Source organism: Sphingomonas sp. LR55 (genome assembly GCF_036856015.1).
GTDB lineage: Bacteria > Pseudomonadota > Alphaproteobacteria > Sphingomonadales > Sphingomonadaceae > Sphingomonas.
In genome coordinates this window covers 337,504-355,411 of record NZ_JASPFO010000001.1, presented here as the reverse complement: position 1 = coordinate 355,411, position 17,908 = coordinate 337,504, and the positions used below count along the sequence as shown (strand labels likewise).

Sequence of the window (17,908 nt, the reverse complement as noted above, 5' to 3'; positions counted from 1 at the left end):
CGCGAGCCGGACCCACCTCCCGAATACGCGCGGTCAGCGGCGGCGTTCGCGTCCCGCAAAACTTACCAGGCTTTCCGCGCCATCGGCCGAAACCGCCGAGATGCCGACGAAATTGTCGTCGACCGGCACCTGCGACAGCACCGTCTGCGGATTTGGTCCGGTCGCTGCCACCTCGCGCACATCGGTCCAGTCCTGGACATCGTTGCGACGCCAGCGAACCCTGTACTTCACGGCGCCCGGCACTGCGTTCCACTTGATCGTCGTGTCGCGCGACAATGCTCCGGCCATCGACACGTCTTCGGGAGCCGCGGGTGCCGCCGCGATCCGAGCCAAGGTCGCGACGTTGATCGCCGTCACCTTGGCCAGATACGGAAAGTCCATGCCCTCGATCGTGTCGCCGTAGACGACGCCCTTTTCGGTGCGGAGGTCCTGGTGCTGGCGGTCCCAGTTTTCGGCCGCGACCGAAAACCGTACGGCGGGATAGCCGAGTTTCAGAAATGGCTCGTGATCGCCGCCGCGCCCGAACCGGTCCGGGCGGCGATCGAGCATCACGTCGAGCCCGCCCGGCACATCGCCTGCGACTCCGTCGATCATTTTTGCCAGCGACCGACTGGGGCCATCATCCTCGCCGCCGTCCGCACGACGCCCCTGTTGCGCGGCCAGATCCTCCGAGGCGCGGATACCTTCGGAAAAGACCCGGACCTTTTCGGCAACGCGGACCCCGCCCTGCCCCAAGGTGTTGCCGACGATATCGTTGTTCAGCATCGCCGAGACCGACCAGCCACGCGCCTTGGCGGTGTCGGCGAGCAATTCGGCACCCCAAAGGCCCTGTTCCTCGCCTGAGAACACCGCGTAGACGATGGTCGCGTCGAACTGCCGTTGCGACAGCAACCGTGCCGCCTCCAGCACCAGCGCGACGCCGGACGCGTTGTCATTGGCGCCGGGCGCGTCGGAGGTGGCGTTCATCACGTCGGTCACGCGGCTATCGATATGCGCGCCGACGATCACCACGCGGTTCGGATTGCGGCCTTTCTGGATGCCCAGCACATCCTCGACCACGACCCCGGCCGGTGCACGCGGCCCGGTGAACGAGCGGGCGATCCGGTCGACGACGATACAGCCGCCACACGATGCGCCGATCTGCGTGAAACGTTCTGCGGCCCAGGTCCGAGCCGCGCCGATCCCCGCCTCGGATCGGTCGTCGTCGACGCAGTATGCCGGGTACCGAAACCGACCATCGTCGTGACGTCCGCCTGCAACCGTTTCACAGACGGTGCGGGCATTGGCGTTGGAGCAGGAAGCGGGGCCGCGGCAGCGGCGGCAAGCAGCGACGGGAGAGCGTATATCGACATTGGCAGACCGTGCCGCGATCGGCACCGCTGCTCAAGCCAATAGTAAGGCACCGGTCGATCAGCGATAGCGGCAGGCGTACCAAGCTCCGCTTTGATGTCAGACCCTTACAAAAACTCGAACTGGTCGAAAACTGATCGAAGTATGATAAATTTTTCATATATATGCTAACCATATGATTGTCTTGAGAGGACGATCGATGATCATCGGGCATTCAGTATCGAACAGCGAGGGCGTCATACAGGCTATCGACGGCCCCGTCGCAACACTGCTGCAGCGCGAGCGAGATCAACTTATCGGTATTTCGTATATGTCGATCACACATCCCGACGATCTTGCGCTAAACTTGGCGAAGGTCTCCGCACTCCAAGCCAACGGACAATCCGCAAAAATCCGCAAACGCTATATCGGTGGCAGGGGAGACATCATCGCGGTGGACGTTCAGGTTTCCCGGGTGATGGGATCCGATGGTGGCCATCTGGTCGGAACCTTGTCGACGATCGACGACATCCTCGATCAAGACCCCGCGCCCTATCGACTGTGGCGTCGCGCTCGGGAACTCCTCGACATCATGCGCGCGCGTGACGACATCCTTGGGGCGGACCTGTTCGCCGATCACGCCTGGACGATTCTGCTGCTGACCTATGTCGCCGAAGCCGAGGGCCGGATCGCATCGATCGCGACGGTCGCCAACCATATCCCGCTATCGCAGACCACGATCGTGCGTTGGCTGCGCGTGCTGCAGTCCAAGGCACTCTTCGAACCGACGCTTCCCGGCATCGATGCGCTACAACTGACGCAGACCGGTATCGACAAGGTGGAATTGTTGCTGGATCAGAAGATCGCCGTACCTGTCGGCTGATCGACCTTCTTAGCGGCATCAACGACACTGGCCGCTATCGCCAACGGCCCGCCCCGGGCGCTCAGCTCAGCCGGTCGATCGCCTCGCGCGTCAGCGAACCCGGGATAATCATCACCGGCACCGGCAACGCGCCCGCATCAGCCCCGGTGAAATGCGCGATCAGTTCGCCCGGCGCGCCGGTGGCCGCGGCGCCCAACACCAGCGCCGCAATCTCGGGATTGGCCGCGATCATCTCGCGGATGATTTTCGGCCCCTCGCCCTCGCGCACCGTGATCGACGGACGCAAGCCGGACTCTTCGATCAACGTGCCCGCGGCCCCGGCGACCAGCCCCTCGGCATGCAGGCGCGCTTCCTCCTCGATCGTCGCCTGGACGCCGCCGAACGCGATGAACTCCTGCGGCGGGATCACGGTGAGGATCTCGACGCCGCCGCCAGTCTTTACCGCACGCCGTGCCGCGAACCGCAACGCGATGCCGGCTTCCGGACTGTCGTCGATAACCACCAGATAAATGCGCATTTTAGCCCCCGTTATTGCCGGTAATTGGGCCGAGGCGGGTCGATACGCAAGTGCGCCGGGGTTGACCCGAGCGGACGAGGGCGCGAGTAGGCATGCCGTTACGTCACGCCCTGGGGAAATCCATGTCGATCGAGATCAAGATGCCTGCGCTGTCCCCGACCATGGAGGAGGGTACCCTCGCCAAATGGTTGATCAAGGAGGGCGACGTCGTGAAATCCGGCGACCTGATGGCCGAGATCGAAACCGACAAGGCGACGATGGAGTTCGAAGCCGTTGACGAAGGCACCGTGGTCAAGATCCTCGTCGCCGAGGGTACCGACAACGTAAAGGTCGGCACGGTCATCGCGATCATCGCCGAAGAGGGCGAAGATGCTTCGTCGGTTTCCTCGGCGCCGGCGAAAAGCGAGACGCCCGAGCCCGCTGCCAAGGAGTCGGAAGCCAAGCCTGATCCCAAGGATCCGAACGACACCGGCAGCGAGGCCAGGCCGGTCGAGCGGACCGAGGCTTCGGCCGAGGATCACGGTCGTCCCGCAGATGCCGGCCCGGCCTCGTCGGGTGACCGCGTGAAGGCGAGCCCGCTCGCGCGCCGTCTCGCCGCCGATAAGGGGATCGATCTCGGCGCCGTGGCGGGTTCGGGCCCGAAGGGTCGTATCGTCAAGGCCGACGTCGAGAGCGCCAAGCCGGGTGCGGCTCCCGTTGCTGCGAAGACCGAAGCTGCTGCTCCGACGGCTGCCGCTGCTCCGGCCCCTGCCGCGAAGCCAGCGACCGTGCCGGATATTCCGCACGAGGCGACCAAGCTCAGCAACGTGCGCAAGACCATCGCGCGTCGCCTGACCGAGTCGAAGCAGACCGTCCCGCACATCTATCTGACCGTGAACATCCGCCTCGACGCGCTACTGAAGCTGCGCGGTGAGCTGAACAAGAGCCTCGAATCGCGCGGCGTTAAGCTGTCGGTCAACGACCTGCTGATTAAGGCGCAGGCCGTGGCCCTGATGCAGGTGCCGACCTGCAACGTGATGTTCACGCCCGACCAGCTGATCACGTTCCAGCGTGCCGACATCTCGGTCGCCGTGAGCACGCCGTCGGGTCTGATCACGCCGATCATCGTCGGCGCGGACACCGCGTCGCTGTCGTCGATCTCGACGCAGATGAAGGACCTCGCCGCCCGCGCCCGCGACGGCAAGCTCAAGCCCGAGGAATATCAGGGCGGCACCGCCTCGATCAGCAACATGGGCATGTTCGGCATCACACAGTTCGACGCGGTCATCAACCCGCCCCAGGCGATGATCCTCGCGGTCGGCGCGGGCGAGAAGCGTCCGTACGTCGTCGGCGACGAACTCACCGTGGCGACCGTCATGTCGGCGACCGGCAGCTTCGACCACCGTGCGATCGACGGTGCCGACGGCGCGCAGTTCATGAAGGCGTTCAAGCACCTCGTCGAGAACCCGCTGGGCATGCTGGCGTAAGCGCGAAAGCATGACCGCCGCACCCCGCACCCCCACCCCGTTCGTGCTGAGCGAAGTCGAAGCAGGTGAGTCTGACACCCTTCGACTTCGCTCAGGGCGAACGGGGTGTGCGGTTCTGTTTCGACATGAAGAACACGACCATCGAGATCCTGCACATACTCGCGGGGCTCGCCGTTGCCGTCGCGATCACCTGGGCGGCGGCATGGTCCTATCCGCTCGGGCAGGACGTGATCTGGGCGTGCGGGGCCGCGGCGATGGTCGCGACCGTGCTGATGGGCGTGGGGCCATTGCGCCGCGCGCGTCGTCTCGACGGAACTACCCGCAGGAGTGAAGCGTGACCGAATTGCCGCCTGAAAAGGCTCCGACGATCCGCGTCACCGCGATGCCCGCCGACGCGAACCCGTACGGCGACATCTTCGGCGGCTGGCTGATGGGTCAGATGGATCTTGCCGCCGGCTCGGTCGCGTCCAGGCGTAGCGGCGGTCGCGCCGTTACGATCGCGGCGGACGCGATGAAGTTCCACATGCCGGTCGTCGTCGGTGACGAGGTGTCGGTCTACGCAGAGCTTATCGCGGTCGGCCGCACCTCGATGACGATCGAGGTCGAGGCGTGGCGCCGCGCTCGCCACAGCAACGACAGCTGCAAGGTGACCCAAGCGCGCTTCATCTTCGTAGCGGTCGGCGACGATCGCAAACCGCGGCCCGTGCCGCCCGAAACCAACTGATTTTCAAAGGACTCTACCGTGGCTGATACCTATGATCTCGTCATCCTCGGCTCGGGCCCCGGCGGCTACGTCGCCGCGATCCGCGCGTCGCAGCTCGGCCTAAAGGTCGCGATCGTCGAGCGTGAGCGCTTGGGCGGCATCTGCCTCAACTGGGGCTGCATCCCGACCAAGGCGCTTCTGCGGACGTCGGAAATCTATCACTACATGCAGAACGCCGAGAGCTACGGCCTCAAGGCGGACAATGTCGGCTTCGACCTCGCCAAGATCGTTGACCGCTCGCGGAAAGTCGCGGGCCAGCTGAATGCGGGCGTCAAGGGCCTGATGAAGAAGAACAAGGTGACCGTCGTCGAAGGCGTCGGCACCGTGACGGCCAAGGGCAAGTTGAGCGTCAAGCAGGGCGACAAGACCGTCGAGCTCGAAGCCAAGAACATCATCGTCGCGACCGGCGCGCGCGCACGCGACCTGCCGTTCGCCAAGGCCGACGGCGAGCGGATCTGGACCTATCGCCATGCGATGGTGCCGACCGAGATGCCGACCAAGCTGCTGGTCATCGGCTCGGGCGCGATTGGCGTCGAGTTCGCCAGCTTCTACAACGACATGGGCGCCGACGTGACGATTGTCGAGATGCTCCCCCGCATCCTCCCCGTCGAGGACGAGGAAGTGTCGGCGTTCATGAACAAGGCGCTGTCGAAGCAGGGCATCAAGCTGCTGACCCAGACCGGGCTCGAAGGTCTCGTCCCCTCGGCAAACGGTGTGACCGCCAAGATCAAGGCGAAGGACGGCAAGGTTTCGGAGGAGACCTTCAGCCACGCGATCATCGCGATCGGCATCGTCCCCAACACCGAGAATATCGGGCTGGAGGCCTTGGGCGTCGAGACCGACCGCGGCCATATCAAGATCGACGGCTATGGCCGCACTAACGTCGACGGCATCTGGGCGATCGGCGACGTCACCGGCGCGCCGTGGCTCGCGCACAAGGCCAGCCACGAGGGCATCATCGCGGTCGAGAAGATCGCCGGTGGCTCGCCGCACCAGATGGACAAGGCCAATATCCCCGGCTGCACCTATTCGCGCCCGCAGGTCGCGAGCGTTGGCATGACCGAGGCGAAGGCGAAGGAAGCCGGCTACGAGCTGAAGGTCGGCAAATTCCCCTTCATCGGCAACGGCAAGGCGATCGCGCTGGGCGAGGCCGAGGGCTTCGTGAAGACGGTATTCGACGCGAAGACCGGCGAACTGCTCGGCGCGCACATGGTCGGCGCCGAAGTGACCGAGCTGATCCAGGGCTATGTCGTCGCGCGCCAGCTCGAGACCACCGAGGCCGAGCTGATGGAGACGGTGTTCGCGCATCCGACGCTATCCGAGATGATGCACGAGAGCGTCCTCGCCGCCTACGGCCGCGCGATCCACTACTAATGCCGGTATCATCCCCCGCCAGGGGGAGGTGGCAGGCGCTTGCCTGACGGAGGGGGCGGAAAGGGAAACCTCCGTTCCGCATCCTCCCCCTCCGTCGCCTTCGGCGCCACCTCCCCCTGGCGGGGAGGATCAGAGTTCGAGCATGCCCCCTCCCCGTCATCCCGACGAAAGTCGGGGCCCAGGGGTACCACCCGCAACGCTTTTGGTTCCGACTCCTGACGATCGTCAGGATCACGTTGCGTGATACCCAACCAACCGACCAGACCGGGCAAGCCATCCCGTTTCGGCCCTAACTCTCTTGACCCTCGCGCACGAGCCTCCGAAAGGTCGCCCTGCCCCGACGTCCGGCTCTCAGGAGGTCGCGGCGCATGAGCCACCGGTGCAGGACCCGCGAATGTCGATCGACCCTGCCTGCCGCCTCACCCCGCGCCCCATCGCGCTCGTCGCGACGGCGCTGTGCGTGGCCTCGCTCGCGCTCTTCTGGCCGGGGGTCGCGATGTACGACACCGTCGCGCAATATAAGCAGGTCCTGTCGGGGGTGTACGACGACTGGCATCCGCCGGCGATGGCGCGTGCCTGGGCGCTGCTTGCACCGCTCGGGTCGGCTGCGACGCCGATGCTGGTGCTGCAGCTCGGCACCTACTGGCTCGGCCTTGGCCTGATCGCCGCCGCGCTGGCGCGAGCGGGGCGCAGCCGCAGCGCGGTGGCGATCATCGTCATCGGCCTGTTGCCGCCGTTTCTCGGCTGGCAGGGCGTCGTCCTCAAGGACGCGCAACTGACCGGCGCGCTGCTCGGGGCATGCGGGATCATCGGCTGGTACAGGCTCTCCCACCGGCCCATGCCACGCGCACTCTGGGTCCCGACCGCATTGCTGCTGGCCTATGCGGTCCTCGTCCGAGCAAATGCCGTCTTCATCGTCGTGCCATTGGTGGTAACGCTCGCCCCCCGCCCCGCCGGAACCGTCGCCAAGATCATCACCGGCCTGATTGCGGTCGTCGTCGTCCTCGGCGTGGCGCCGGTCGTCAATCACCAGATCCTGCGCGCGCAACGCAGCGGCGTGGAATCGACGCAGGCGCTGTTCGATCTGGCCGGGATCGCCGCGCGCGTACCCGACGGGACCGCGATCGGCCTGACCCGCGCCGAAGCGGACGCCGTGGTCGCGCGCCACTGCGCCTCGCCGTTCTTCTGGGATCCGCTCGGCGACGACGCGCATTGCGGAACGACGATGGCGCGCCTTCGGGCGCTACCCGTCGGTACGCTCTACCTGACACTTGCCGGATCGGCGCTGCATCATCCGATCGCCTATGCGGCGCACCGCTTTGCGCATCTGAACTCGACCGATCGCTGGCTGGTCCCGTTCCACTGGCCGAGCGCAGCCCCCGACCATGTCGGAGCCCAACACGGTCGGTCTCGCCAGCCCGAACGCCGCCGCCAGGCACTGGGAAAGCCTGACCGCCATGATCGTCGAGACGCCGCTGGGCTGGCCGATCAGCTGGATCGTGATCGCGATCACCGCGCTGGCGACAGGCCTGTCGCGTCCCCCCGATCCGGCCCCCGATCCAGTCCGCGATCTTGCCACGGCGCTGCTCGTCTCCGCGCTCGCCCTGGAAGCGAGCTTCGCGGTCCTCAGCATCGCGTCGGACCTGCGCTATCACCTGTGGCCGATGATCGCGACCGCGGTGGCGGTGGTTTTGCTGGCCGATCGCGCGCCGCCCCGACACATCGCCCGCGCCGGTATCGTCATACTGCTGCTGGTACTGGCTAGCGGCGGCGCCGCGCGGGTCCTGTTGCCGCCGCCGCCGCAGACCTATGCGGGTATGTTGGGTTGATTGCCGGTGCCCAAGAGAGGCGCGTGACGCTGTACATCAGGGCGATCGGCATGGCGTCGTGCGGAAGAGATCACACCGTGCCGTCGCATCCGAACCGGACGAAACACGCCGCTTTCGCTTGCCTCCTCAAACCAGTCATCCTAACTTAGATCATGCTAACACGTTCTCAAACCGCTGTTTCGCTGATGAAGATGGCGCTCGCGTTGCTCGACCGCGACCGGGCCGATCTGGCCGCCTGTCATCTTCACCGTGCGATCGAAGTCGCCGAGGACGATGTCGAGATCGGCAGCATTGCCACCAGGTATGCCGCCGCAACGGAGCCAGTCGACAAGTCGATCCGCTGACTCGTCCCAAGCGTGTGATCCTATTGCCGCATCGCTGACATCCTGCCTAAAAGGTCCGCATCGGCCGTGCGGTGATCATCGCACACCCTCGGATGACTGTTCTGCCGAACACAGATTTCGCGCGAACAACCCGTATAGTCTCCACGGCGCGCTATGCGTATTCGAGCGCACTAGCCGGTTAAACTATAGTATACCGGGTCTATTGATCCCCATCAGCACGATTCACGATCTGTATATGGGTCTTCTATCGATGCACGCTCGTTACGACGCTGAACCATAAAGGGGACGCTCGAGCTCGATCATGCGTATCGCGATTATCTCTCATCTGAAGCATGCGATCGTCGAGCCGTTTGCCGGTGGACTCGAGATGCACACGCATCTTCTTGCCACCCGGCTTCGCGCACGTGGCCATGATGTCGTGCTGTTCGCGTCGACGCGGTCCGATCCCGCGACCGGGCTGACCGCGATTTGCGACGAGACCGCGCTGATGGCGACCGGCGTCGCGGAAGCGACCGACATCGCGTTCTTCCGCGAACATCACGCCTATCTGCGGCTGATGTCCGAACTGCGTCGCGGTGGCTTCGATATCGTCCACAATAATTCACTGCATTATCTGCCGGTTGCGATGGCGGATACGTTGCCGATGCCGATGGTCACGACGCTGCATACCCCGCCATTTTGCTGGCTCGAGAGCGGCATTCGGTTGTGCCGCGCCGAAGCGACGCGGTTCGTCGCCGTATCGGAGGCGATCCGCACGATGTGGTCGCCGATCGTCCCGATCGACCGGGTCGTCGGCAACGGTATCGATCTCGACCGCTTCCCCTATCGGGCCGTCCCCGACGCCGATCCCTATCTGGTCTGGTATGGTCGCATCGTCCCCGAAAAGGGTCTTCATCTGGCGATCGCGGCGGCCCAGAAGGTCGGGCTGCCGCTGCGTATTGCCGGTCCGATCTCCGATCCGGACTATTATGCCGCGGAGGTGGCCCCGCATCTCGGCGATGCCGTGCGCTATGTCGGCCATCTCGATCACGCGGCGCTATCGTTGCTGATCGGAGGTGCCCGGGCATTCCTGTGTACGCCGTGCTGGGACGAACCTTACGGTCTGGTCGTTGCCGAGGCACTGGCGTGCGGCACACCGGTTGCCGCGTTCGCGCGCGGTGCGATACCGACCTTGCTCGACGACGGTAGTGGCGTGCTGGCAACCCCCGACGATGTCGGGTCGCTCGCCGCCGCGGCCGGACGGGCGATGCACCTCGACCGATCGGACAGCCGCGCGCGCCGTTGCGATCTGCGATGCCGAAACGATGATCGACGGTTACGAGGCGCTGTATGCCGAGATGTGCGCGGAAATGCGCGCGGAAACGGCTGCTCCGCCGATGCCGCTCTCCATATCCGGGCCGATCCCGGAACCGCTGGCGTCGGCGATGTGGCCCGCCCTGGCAGCCAGCAGACCAGCGCCTGCAAACCGCGCGCTGCGCCGATGAGGCCGTTCTGTGTCTGCGTACCTGCGCGCAACGAAAGCCTGCGCCTGCCGATATTGTTTGAGGCACTTGCCGCGCAAACGATCGACGGGCGTATCCCGATTGCGCTGTGTATCAACAATAGCGACGACGACAGCGTCGGCGTCATGCGTAATATCGCGATACGGTACGCCGGACGGCTGGACATCATAGTCGAGTCTCGCACCTTTGCCCCGGCGCTAGCACATGCCGGGAGCGCGCGTGGCCACGCCATGGAGATGGGATATCGCCATGTCGTTAACGGTGGGATCGACGGCGGCGGTATCGGCGGCGACCACCGCAGCGGCGTGCTGATTTCCACAGACGCGGATTGTCGTCCTCCCGCTGGCTGGCTCTCCGCCAACCTCGCCGCGATCGACACGGGTGCGGATATCGTTGGTGGACGGATCGTCCTCGACGACGCCGAGCCGATTGACGCGGCGATCACCGCGATGCGCGAACGGTTCGATCGATATTGGGCCGCGGTCCGCGCGATCGAGGACGCGGTCGACCCATCCCCGCACGATCCGCCGCCGCGTCACGGCGACCACACCGGGGCAAGCATCGCGATCGACGCAGCCTTGTACCGCATGATCGGCGGGGTCCCGCCAATCGCATCGGGCGAGGATCGATCGATGGTCATCGACGCGGTCGCGGCGGGCGGGCGGCTGGTCCATCCGCCTTCGGTCTGGACCCGCGTGTCGGCGCGCACCGAGGGGCGTGCCGCAGGGGGCATGGCGCTCGCGATGGCCGAACTCGCAGCAACGCTCGATCGGGGCGCGGATCCGTGGGTACCTGCGTTCGAGCATTGGCGGACCCGTGCTCATTGGCGGCGTGCAACCCGCCACGCACACGGCGTCGCGGCGATGCTGGCACGCGAGGCGGACCTGCCGCCAATGCCTAGCGACATGCCCCTGCCCCAATATCCCGGCGCGATCTCGATCGAGCCCGCCACGTCCTTGCTTGCATCATGAGCCGACGTCCGATCGGCTATTACGTCCATCACCACGGCGCCGGACACCGCATGCGAGCGTCGGCGATCGCGGATCATGCCGACGGGCGAGATCACTTTGATCGGCACGAACATCGCCGGGCGGAGCGGTGCCCACCGCTATGTCGACCTTCCGGACGACCGGCTTGCTTGCGGGTTCGACGGTCGCGACGATGCCGCGGATCGGCCCGCGGCGCTGCACTATGCACCGCTCGACCATGACGGCATACGTCGCCGGGTCGCGGCGATCACGCACTGGATCGCCGAACAGCAACCCGCGCTGATGATCGTCGACGTATCGTGCGAGATCGCGATGCTGGCGCGGCTGGCGTCGGTACCGACCGTGTACGTCAGGCTCGGCGGCCGGCGTGACGACGCCCCGCATCATGACGCGTTTCGCGCCGCGATCGCGATCGTTGCGCCATTTGCCGAAGCACTCGACGATCCGGCCACCCCCGATTGGGTCCGACGAAAGACCGTCTATGCCCCCGGCCTCGTCGACCGTGTCGGGACGACATCGATCGAACCCCGATCGGTCCTTGTCGTTAGCGGCAGGGGCGGCTCGGCGATCGATGGCACGGTCTGGGCCCGCGCGGCGCGTGCCACGCCCGACCGTATGTGGCGGATCATCGGCGATTGCCCGCCAGTCGTCGACGCGCCAGCCAATCTCGAGCAATCAGGCTGGGTCGACGATGCCGCGGCGTGGATCGCACGCGCCGCGATCGTCATCGGCAGCGCAGGGGACGGCGTGGTCGGTGCGGTGCTGGCGGCACGCCGACCCTTTATTTGCCTGCCGGAGGATCGACCGTTCGACGAACAGCGATCGAAAGCCGAGCGACTGGTCGCGGCGGGTGCGGCGTTGATGTGCGACGATGCCGCCGTAGCGGACTGGCCGATGCTGCTCACGCATACGGAGCAGCTCGATCCCGCCGCACAGGCGGCGCTCGACGACCCGGATGGTGCAGCCCGTCTGGCAACGTATGTGATGGCCCTGGCCGATGGAGAGCGCGGATGAGCGAACGAATGACGACGGTGCTCGACGATCCGCTGGTCGCTGCGCTCGCCAGGCTGGGCGAACGCTATGATGCGGAGCGCAGGCATCCCGCCGACAGCATCGCGCTGCTCGCGGAGGCGGGTTTGCTACGCCGGTTCGCACCGGTCGATTCGGGTGGCGAGGCGTTTGCCGACGCCGGCGCCCGCCATCGCGCAATGTTCGACGCACTGCGTCGGGTCGGTCGCGGCGACCTGAGTGTGGGTCGGTTGTTCGAAGGCCATGTCAACGCGATGGCGCTGTTCGGCTGGTATGCGACCGCCGGCCAGAAGGACTGGCTGCGCCGCGTGCTCGATCATGGCGCCGCGTTCGGCGTATGGGCAACCGAGCCGGCGCCGGGGGTCGCGTTGATCGAGAATTTGGGCGGGCGAACATTGCAGGGCGCGAAGAGCTTCGCCAGTGGCGCAGGCGGGATCGGCTATGCGATCGTCACGATCCAGCCCGATAGCGGCGACCGCCGACTGGCCATCGTCGGCGCCGACGATCCCGACCGGACCGATGCCAGCGGCTGGCGTGTCCGGGGCATGCGCGCGAGCATGAGCGGCGCCTATGACCTGACCGGCTATCCGATCGACGAGGATGCACTGCTGGGCCAGCCCGGCGACTATGATCGCGAACCGCGCTTCACCGCGGGTGCGTGGCGGTTCACCGCGGTCCAACTCGGCGGGATCGAGGCGCTGCTGGCGGAGACTCGCGCGGCGCTCTCGGGGGCGGCCCGCGCCGATCCGCTGGTGCGTGCGGCATTCGGGCACGCGGTCGTCGCAACCCGTACCGCCGGGCTGTGGGTGCGCGAGGCGGCGGTGCGCGCGGCGCGCGAGGATGCCGACGCGGCGGCGTTCGCACGGATGACCCGCGGCGTCGTCGAGCGCGCCGGGCTCGACGTGATGGAGCATGCGGCACGGCTTGTTGGCACCCGCAGCACGTTCGAGGGGCAGCGCATCGACAAGATCATCCGCGATCTCAGCCTGTACCTGCGTCAGGCAGGGCCCGACCAGGTCCGCGACGCCGCCGTGCGCGACTGGATCGATCATGATTGCTGGGGCGAGGATCGCCTGTGGTAGGCATTGCCCGCCCGCTCGCGACAAGCAGGTTCGCACGCGCGCTGGCTGGTGCTGGCGCCGCATGCCGATGACGAGACGCTGGGCGCAGGCGCGCTGGTCGCCGAGGCGGCGGCGGCACGTCGCCTTGCGGGGGTCGTCTACCTGACCGATGGCGCCGGATCGCACGACGCGGGCGGCGTCTGGCTGGCACGGGTGCGGCGGCGCGAGGCGGCGTTGGCGGTCCGGCGGCTGGCCGGACGCGATGCGGCGTTGCCCGTGTTCCTCGACTGGCCCGATGCGCATCCCCATCGCCCCGACAGCGCGGCATGGCGCGCGACGGTCCGGCGCCTTGCATCACTGATCCGCTCACGTGGCGTCGATGCGATCGCGGTCACCGGCGCCGACGAACCGCATTGCGATCATACCGCGTTCCGGACGATCGCGCTCGCCGCAATCCGTGCCGCCCGGCGCACGGTGACGATATTCGACTACCGCGTATGGACCGATCCCGCCGTGCCGCCTGCGCGTACGACATTCCGCACGCGCCCGATGCCGGTCGGCCAGCGTCGCCGGGCACTGCTGGCGCATCGCAGCCAGACGGGTGCAGCCTATGGCGCGGGCTTTCGCCTCGCGCGGACTGCCTGGCGGATGCCGGCGGAGGACGTCCTTCATCTGAACGGAATTGCCGATGCCCGATAAGCCGCCCCAAAGCGGGGGCAGCCTGACTGCCGCCTATTTCGAGGATATTTTTGCCGGCGACGACGATCCATGGTCGCTCGCCAGCAGCCCATATGAAGCGGCCAAGTTTGCGCGCACCATCGCCGTGCTGGACGATCGTCGCTATGCCGCCGCGCTCGAGATCGGCTGTGCTCACGGTGTGCTCACACGGCAATTGGCGCCTTTATGCGACGATCTCCTCGCCATCGACATTGCCGCGCAGGCGATCGATTATGCACGCAAGCGGTGCGAAGCCCTGCCGCAGGTTCGCTTCGAGAAGGTCGTTTTCCCCGATCAGGTTCCCGCGACCAACGCGCTCGATCTCGTCCTACTCTCCGAGGTCGTGTATTATTGGAGCGATGACGACATCACCACCGCCGGGGCGTGGTTACGGGCGCATGTCGTCCCCGGCGGACGGATATTGCTGGTGCACTGGATCGGCGACACCGACTATCCGCAGACCGGAGACGCGGCCGTCGACAAGATATCCGCGGCGATCGGCAACGCCATCACGGTCGAGCGGGCGGAGCGGACGGCATCGTACCGACTGGATCTGTGGACCCGGCGGTAGGGAAGTCAGAGGGCTGAGGTCGACAGCGATCGGTCACATCGCCGCGTGGAATGTGCGAGCCGACGCGGATGGTAGATCGCCTCGCCTTGCACAAATGTGCGGCGAAGTGCGGTGGTGCCCCTGGCCGGAATCGAACCAGCATGCCTTGCGGCAACCGATTTTGAGTCGGTCGCGTCTACCAATTTCGCCACAGGGGCAGCGGCGGGTTGGCTAGACGAAGCTTTCGTTTGCCGCAAGCTGTCTTGATCGGAAAACGTATCGGTTCAGTTTCTCGGCGGTTGGCGACGATAGCTGAGCGCTTCGGCGATGTGGATGCGGCCGACGGTGTCGCTGCCGGCGAGATCGGCGATCGTGCGACCGACGCGGAGGATGCGGGTGTAGCCGCGCGCGGTCAGGCGCATCGCCTCGGCCGCTTGGGCGAGCAGTTTCCGGCCGGCTTCGTCGGGCGTGGCGACCGCATCGAGCAATGCCCCATCCGCCTCGGCATTCGTGCGCACCGGGTGATCGCGGTAGCGGTCGGACTGGATCGCGCGGGCGGCAGCGACGCGGACGGAAACCTCTGCCGAGCCTTCGGTTGGTGGCGGTAGGATCAGGTCTGCGGCACTGACCGCCTGGACGTCGATGTGGAGGTCGATCCGATCGAGTAGCGGCCCCGAGACCTTCGCCTGATAGTCTGCGGCGCATTTCGGGGCTCTCGCGCAGGCCAGGCTCGCATCGCCAAGGTGCCCGCACCGACACGGGTTCATTGCGGCGATCAGTTGCACGCGGGCCGGGAAGGTTACGTGTGCGTTGGCGCGCGCAACGCTGACCGTGCCGGTCTCCAGCGGCTGTCGAAGCGAGATCGAGGACGGCGCGCTGGAACTCCGGAAGTTCGTCCAGGAACAGCACGCCGAGATGCGCGAGGCTGACCTCGCCCGGCTTCACCTTCAGACCACCGCCGGTGAGCGCCGCCATCGATGCGGAGTGATGGGGCGCGCGGAAAGGGCGCGTGCGGGTCAGGCGACCGCCGGAGAGCGTGCCCGCAACCGACTGGACCATCGACACTTCGAGCGCCTCGGTAGGGTCGAGCGGTGGTAGGATACCGGGAAGGCAGGAGGCCATCAGGGACTTTCCGGAACCGGGCGGGCCTACCATCAATAAATTATGTGATCCCGCAGCGGCGATCTCCAGCGCACGCTTGGCCGTCTCCTGCCCTTTGACCTGCCGCAAGTCCGGGCCGTGGTCGGCCTGGTCGGCGATGCCGGGCTTGGGTGGGCTGAGCAGACCGTGGCCTTTGAAGTGATTTAGCAGCGACAGCAGGTCGGGCGCGGCGATCACTTCGATCTCTCCAGCCCAAGCCGCCTCCGAACCCTGGGCTGCGGGGCACACGAGCCCCTTCCCCACTTCCGAGGCATGCAGCGCGGCCAGCAGCACGCCCGGCGACGCTGTGATCCTTGCGTCGAGACCGAGTTCGCCGACGATCACGTAATCTGCCAGCGCCTCGGCATCGACCACCCCCATCGCAGCCAGCAACGCGAGCGCGATGGGTAGATCGAAATGCGATCCTTCTTTCGGCAGATCGGCGGGCGACAGGTTCACCGCGATGCGTTTCGGCGGCAGCGACAGCCCCATGCCCGCGATCGCACCACGCACGCGTTCGCGGCTTTCGCCGACCGCCTTGTCCGCAAGGCCGACGACGTTCGTAGTTGACGCACAGTGCAAGACGCTTTTCAGCCATTTTTATCGATTTCCGCCCCTCACCAGCATAGCCGAAAACGGATGGTTATGTTAAGGAAGCGCGGGTTTCTCTTCGGACTGCCTATGTCTGAAAACGCCCAATGGCGGACATCCCCACATCTGGTATGAGGGCCTATGGCAACGCGCAAATGGGTATCGATCGCGCTGGTGCTTGGAATCGTAGCTGCGTGGATCATCATTCTCTCGACTGACGAACCACGATTACCTGCGACCAGTGCAGATGGGACTTATTACAATCCCTGCTGTGGCGTTTTGACCCTGCAAGGTGGTGAATTGCGGGGCGGGAACGAAGCTGTCTCCTATGTTGTCGAACAGGATAAGGGCGGCGCTTACGTCCTGCCAAAAGCCCTTGTAAGTGTCGCCAGCAACCGGCTCGATATCGATCGAAGTGCATATCCGCTCAAGCTGCGACTTGATCGGGAGCGCGATCCGTCCAGCATTGAGGTGATGGATCGAAGCAACGCGCCGTCCTACATTTTCGCACGCCGCAACGTCCGCTAACCTGCCCATCTCGGACATTCCGCGACGTTTGACGCACAGTCGGCAATCCACCGCGACGCGCTAAGCCATTGTTTTCGTGCGCAGATTTTCCAATGTCCCGCAGTTCGATGATTTTGAACGCAGGAAGTCCTGGAATCAGTTGGACTTGCACCTCGACCGCACGCGCCTCGAGTCCCAGATACGCCACCGTCGCCACGATCGCCGCCATGCCCGCTCCCCCGCGACACGACGTCACGCCTTATTCATACCCGATTTGCCATGTCTGCAAGGACGCGCGGCCCAACGCCGTCGATCCGCGCCGTCTTGCCATCCTAATACACCGGACCCACATGCCTTCCGTGAAAGCAGTCCGCTCCCCGTCCTCCGCTTCGGCCAGTTGGTGCTCGGGATGCTGTTGATCGTCGCAGCGCCGCTCCTTGCGCCGTTGCCGGGACCGGCGGGCATCTTCCTGTTTGCGGGCGGGATGGTTCTGGTCCTGCGCAATTCGCGCTGGGCGCGGTTGAAATGGGCGCGGCTTAAGCGGCGCTGGCCGCGGACCGGGCATTTCGTCGACCGGATGATGCGGCGACAGAGCGCGATGCGGCGCCACGAGCGAGCGAAGGCGTCGAAAAGCGCTGCTGCCAAGGCCGGTGCGAATTGACTTACTGCCGCCCTTTCCGTAAGCGCCCAGCCATCAAGGCCGTCCCTGTGGCGGCCGTTTTCTATTTGATGACCTAGGGAATGACCAATGAAGCGGACCTTTCAGCCGAGCAACCTGGTACGCGCACGCCGTCACGGCTTCCGCGCACGGATGGCGACGGTCGGCGGCCGGGCAGTGATCCACGCACGCCGCGCCCGCGGTCGCAAGAAGCTGTCGGCCTAACTATTCTCGACAAACGCCGCGATTTTCTCGCGGCGAATGCGGGGAAGCGCGCACCGATGCCGGGATTCGTCCTGCTCATGCGCCCCCGCGATGACGGTGACGCGACGATGCGAATCGGCTTCACCGTCACCAAGAAGATCGGCAACGCCGTCGTCCGGAACCGCATGAAACGGCGGTTGCGGGCGCTGGCGCGCGAGCTGTTGGCGGAACGCGGTGTTGCCGGGGCCGATCATGTTTTGATCGGGCGGAATGGCGGTGTCGAGCGCGATTTCGCTTTGCTGCGGACCGAGTTGGGCAAGGCGTTCCGCAAGGTCACGCCACAGGCCACTGATACCGCATCGGCGCAAGCCACCACCCCGGCGAAGGCCGGGGCCCAGGTGGGAAAGCGGCCGTGATTCAGCGCCGCCATTCGTTAGCGACGTCCCCCAGCTGGG

17 protein-coding genes, 1 tRNA gene and 2 pseudogenes are annotated in these 17,908 nt (G+C 65.8%); 16 read left to right on the top strand and 4 right to left on the bottom strand.

Going from position 1 to position 17,908, the window contains the following annotated elements; translation table 11 throughout:
* Positions 1 to 33 precede the first annotated feature (33 nt).
* A pseudogene (locus QP181_RS01755) lies at positions 34 to 1,352 on the bottom strand (M20/M25/M40 family metallo-hydrolase).
* Between the two features lie 197 nt (positions 1,353 to 1,549).
* On the opposite strand from QP181_RS01755, the gene QP181_RS01750 reads away from it, so the two are divergent.
* Positions 1,550 to 2,212, top strand: coding sequence for a PAS domain-containing protein (locus QP181_RS01750; RefSeq protein ID WP_333927362.1), 663 nt, complete (start codon positions 1,550 to 1,552; stop codon positions 2,210 to 2,212).
* A gap of 61 nt (positions 2,213 to 2,273) precedes the next feature.
* Here the strand turns inward: QP181_RS01750 and QP181_RS01745 are convergent, their stop codons facing one another.
* A complete protein-coding gene (locus QP181_RS01745; protein WP_333927361.1) occupies positions 2,274 to 2,729 on the bottom strand; it encodes a universal stress protein in 456 nt (151 codons plus the stop codon).
* A gap of 122 nt (positions 2,730 to 2,851) precedes the next feature.
* Here QP181_RS01745 and QP181_RS01740 point away from each other — a divergent pair, with 122 nt between their 5' ends.
* The 11 genes from QP181_RS01740 to QP181_RS01690 all read left to right on the top strand — a co-directional run bounded on the left by QP181_RS01740 (position 2,852) and on the right by QP181_RS01690 (position 14,374).
* Positions 2,852 to 4,195: a pyruvate dehydrogenase complex dihydrolipoamide acetyltransferase gene (locus QP181_RS01740; RefSeq protein ID WP_333927360.1), complete on the top strand. Its 1,344-nt coding sequence runs from the start codon at positions 2,852 to 2,854 to the stop codon at positions 4,193 to 4,195.
* 65 nt (positions 4,196 to 4,260) lie between these two features.
* Positions 4,261 to 4,533, top strand: a complete 273-nt coding sequence (locus QP181_RS01735; protein ID WP_333927359.1) for a hypothetical protein — start codon at positions 4,261 to 4,263, stop codon at positions 4,531 to 4,533.
* A 44-nt stretch (positions 4,534 to 4,577) separates the two neighbouring features.
* Positions 4,578 to 4,919, top strand: coding sequence for an acyl-CoA thioesterase (locus QP181_RS01730; RefSeq protein ID WP_056487075.1), 342 nt, complete (start codon positions 4,578 to 4,580; stop codon positions 4,917 to 4,919).
* Between the two features lie 18 nt (positions 4,920 to 4,937).
* Positions 4,938 to 6,332 carry a dihydrolipoyl dehydrogenase gene (gene lpdA, locus QP181_RS01725; protein ID WP_333927358.1) on the top strand — a complete coding sequence of 465 codons (1,395 nt, stop codon included), beginning with the start codon at positions 4,938 to 4,940 and terminating at the stop codon, positions 6,330 to 6,332.
* Between the two features lie 394 nt (positions 6,333 to 6,726).
* The gene (locus QP181_RS01720; RefSeq protein WP_333927357.1) at positions 6,727 to 8,097 is read left to right on the top strand and encodes a hypothetical protein; all 1,371 of its coding nucleotides are present in this window, start codon (positions 6,727 to 6,729) and stop codon (positions 8,095 to 8,097) included.
* A 249-nt stretch (positions 8,098 to 8,346) separates the two neighbouring features.
* A complete protein-coding gene (locus QP181_RS01715; RefSeq protein WP_277982345.1) occupies positions 8,347 to 8,505 on the top strand; it encodes a hypothetical protein in 159 nt (52 codons plus the stop codon).
* Between the two features lie 301 nt (positions 8,506 to 8,806).
* Positions 8,807 to 10,978, top strand: coding sequence for a glycosyltransferase (locus QP181_RS01710; RefSeq protein WP_333927356.1), 2,172 nt, complete (start codon positions 8,807 to 8,809; stop codon positions 10,976 to 10,978).
* Positions 10,979 to 11,053: 75 nt separating this feature from the next.
* Positions 11,054 to 12,010, top strand: coding sequence for a glycosyltransferase (locus QP181_RS01705; RefSeq protein ID WP_333927355.1), 957 nt, complete (start codon positions 11,054 to 11,056; stop codon positions 12,008 to 12,010).
* The gene (locus QP181_RS01700; RefSeq protein WP_333927354.1) at positions 12,007 to 13,107 is read left to right on the top strand and encodes an acyl-CoA dehydrogenase family protein; all 1,101 of its coding nucleotides are present in this window, start codon (positions 12,007 to 12,009) and stop codon (positions 13,105 to 13,107) included. The genes QP181_RS01705 and QP181_RS01700 overlap by 4 nt, the downstream gene beginning before the upstream one ends.
* Before the next feature lie 48 nt (positions 13,108 to 13,155).
* Positions 13,156 to 13,785 (top strand): PIG-L deacetylase family protein, encoded by a 630-nt coding sequence (locus QP181_RS01695; RefSeq protein ID WP_333927353.1) that lies wholly within the window; start codon positions 13,156 to 13,158, stop codon positions 13,783 to 13,785.
* Positions 13,775 to 14,374: an SAM-dependent methyltransferase gene (locus QP181_RS01690; RefSeq protein ID WP_333927352.1), complete on the top strand. Its 600-nt coding sequence runs from the start codon at positions 13,775 to 13,777 to the stop codon at positions 14,372 to 14,374. The genes QP181_RS01695 and QP181_RS01690 overlap by 11 nt, the downstream gene beginning before the upstream one ends.
* Positions 14,375 to 14,486: 112 nt before the next feature.
* Here QP181_RS01690 and QP181_RS01685 read toward each other — a convergent pair.
* Both QP181_RS01685 and QP181_RS01680 read right to left on the bottom strand, forming a co-directional pair.
* Positions 14,487 to 14,571: transfer RNA gene (locus tag QP181_RS01685), tRNA-Leu, on the bottom strand.
* A gap of 66 nt (positions 14,572 to 14,637) precedes the next feature.
* A pseudogene (locus QP181_RS01680) lies at positions 14,638 to 16,051 on the bottom strand (YifB family Mg chelatase-like AAA ATPase); the annotation flags it as partial.
* 174 nt (positions 16,052 to 16,225) lie between these two features.
* Between QP181_RS01680 and QP181_RS01675 the strand changes: the two are divergent.
* The 4 genes from QP181_RS01675 (at position 16,226) to rnpA (ending at position 17,869) form a co-directional block, all read left to right on the top strand.
* The gene (locus tag QP181_RS01675) at positions 16,226 to 16,612 is read left to right on the top strand and encodes a hypothetical protein (protein WP_333929688.1); all 387 of its coding nucleotides are present in this window, start codon (positions 16,226 to 16,228) and stop codon (positions 16,610 to 16,612) included.
* Between the two features lie 388 nt (positions 16,613 to 17,000).
* Positions 17,001 to 17,252, top strand: coding sequence for a hypothetical protein (locus QP181_RS01670; RefSeq protein ID WP_333921918.1), 252 nt, complete (start codon positions 17,001 to 17,003; stop codon positions 17,250 to 17,252).
* Between the two features lie 87 nt (positions 17,253 to 17,339).
* A complete protein-coding gene (gene rpmH / locus QP181_RS01665; protein ID WP_031393806.1) occupies positions 17,340 to 17,474 on the top strand; it encodes a 50S ribosomal protein L34 in 135 nt (44 codons plus the stop codon).
* 56 nt (positions 17,475 to 17,530) lie between these two features.
* A complete protein-coding gene (gene rnpA, locus QP181_RS01660; protein WP_435368393.1) occupies positions 17,531 to 17,869 on the top strand; it encodes a ribonuclease P protein component in 339 nt (112 codons plus the stop codon).
* The last annotated feature ends 39 nt before the right edge of the window (positions 17,870 to 17,908 follow it).

Coding starts and splice junctions, on each gene's coding strand:
- QP181_RS01750 (WP_333927362.1), top strand. CDS start 1,550: ATGATCATCGGGCATTCAGTATCGAACAGCGAGGGCGTCATACAGGCT.
- QP181_RS01745 (WP_333927361.1), bottom strand. CDS start 2,729: ATGCGCATTTATCTGGTGGTTATCGACGACAGTCCGGAAGCCGGCATC.
- QP181_RS01740 (WP_333927360.1), top strand. CDS start 2,852: ATGTCGATCGAGATCAAGATGCCTGCGCTGTCCCCGACCATGGAGGAG.
- QP181_RS01730 (WP_056487075.1), top strand. CDS start 4,578: ATGCCCGCCGACGCGAACCCGTACGGCGACATCTTCGGCGGCTGGCTG.
- QP181_RS01720 (WP_333927357.1), top strand. CDS start 6,727: ATGTCGATCGACCCTGCCTGCCGCCTCACCCCGCGCCCCATCGCGCTC.
- QP181_RS01715 (WP_277982345.1), top strand. CDS start 8,347: ATGAAGATGGCGCTCGCGTTGCTCGACCGCGACCGGGCCGATCTGGCC.
- QP181_RS01710 (WP_333927356.1), top strand. CDS start 8,807: ATGCGTATCGCGATTATCTCTCATCTGAAGCATGCGATCGTCGAGCCG.
- QP181_RS01705 (WP_333927355.1), top strand. CDS start 11,054: ATGCCGACGGGCGAGATCACTTTGATCGGCACGAACATCGCCGGGCGG.
- QP181_RS01700 (WP_333927354.1), top strand. CDS start 12,007: ATGAGCGAACGAATGACGACGGTGCTCGACGATCCGCTGGTCGCTGCG.
- QP181_RS01690 (WP_333927352.1), top strand. CDS start 13,775: ATGCCCGATAAGCCGCCCCAAAGCGGGGGCAGCCTGACTGCCGCCTAT.
- QP181_RS01675 (WP_333929688.1), top strand. CDS start 16,226: ATGGCAACGCGCAAATGGGTATCGATCGCGCTGGTGCTTGGAATCGTA.
- QP181_RS01670 (WP_333921918.1), top strand. CDS start 17,001: ATGCTGTTGATCGTCGCAGCGCCGCTCCTTGCGCCGTTGCCGGGACCG.
- rpmH (WP_031393806.1), top strand. CDS start 17,340: ATGAAGCGGACCTTTCAGCCGAGCAACCTGGTACGCGCACGCCGTCAC.
- rnpA (WP_435368393.1), top strand. CDS start 17,531: ATGCCGGGATTCGTCCTGCTCATGCGCCCCCGCGATGACGGTGACGCG.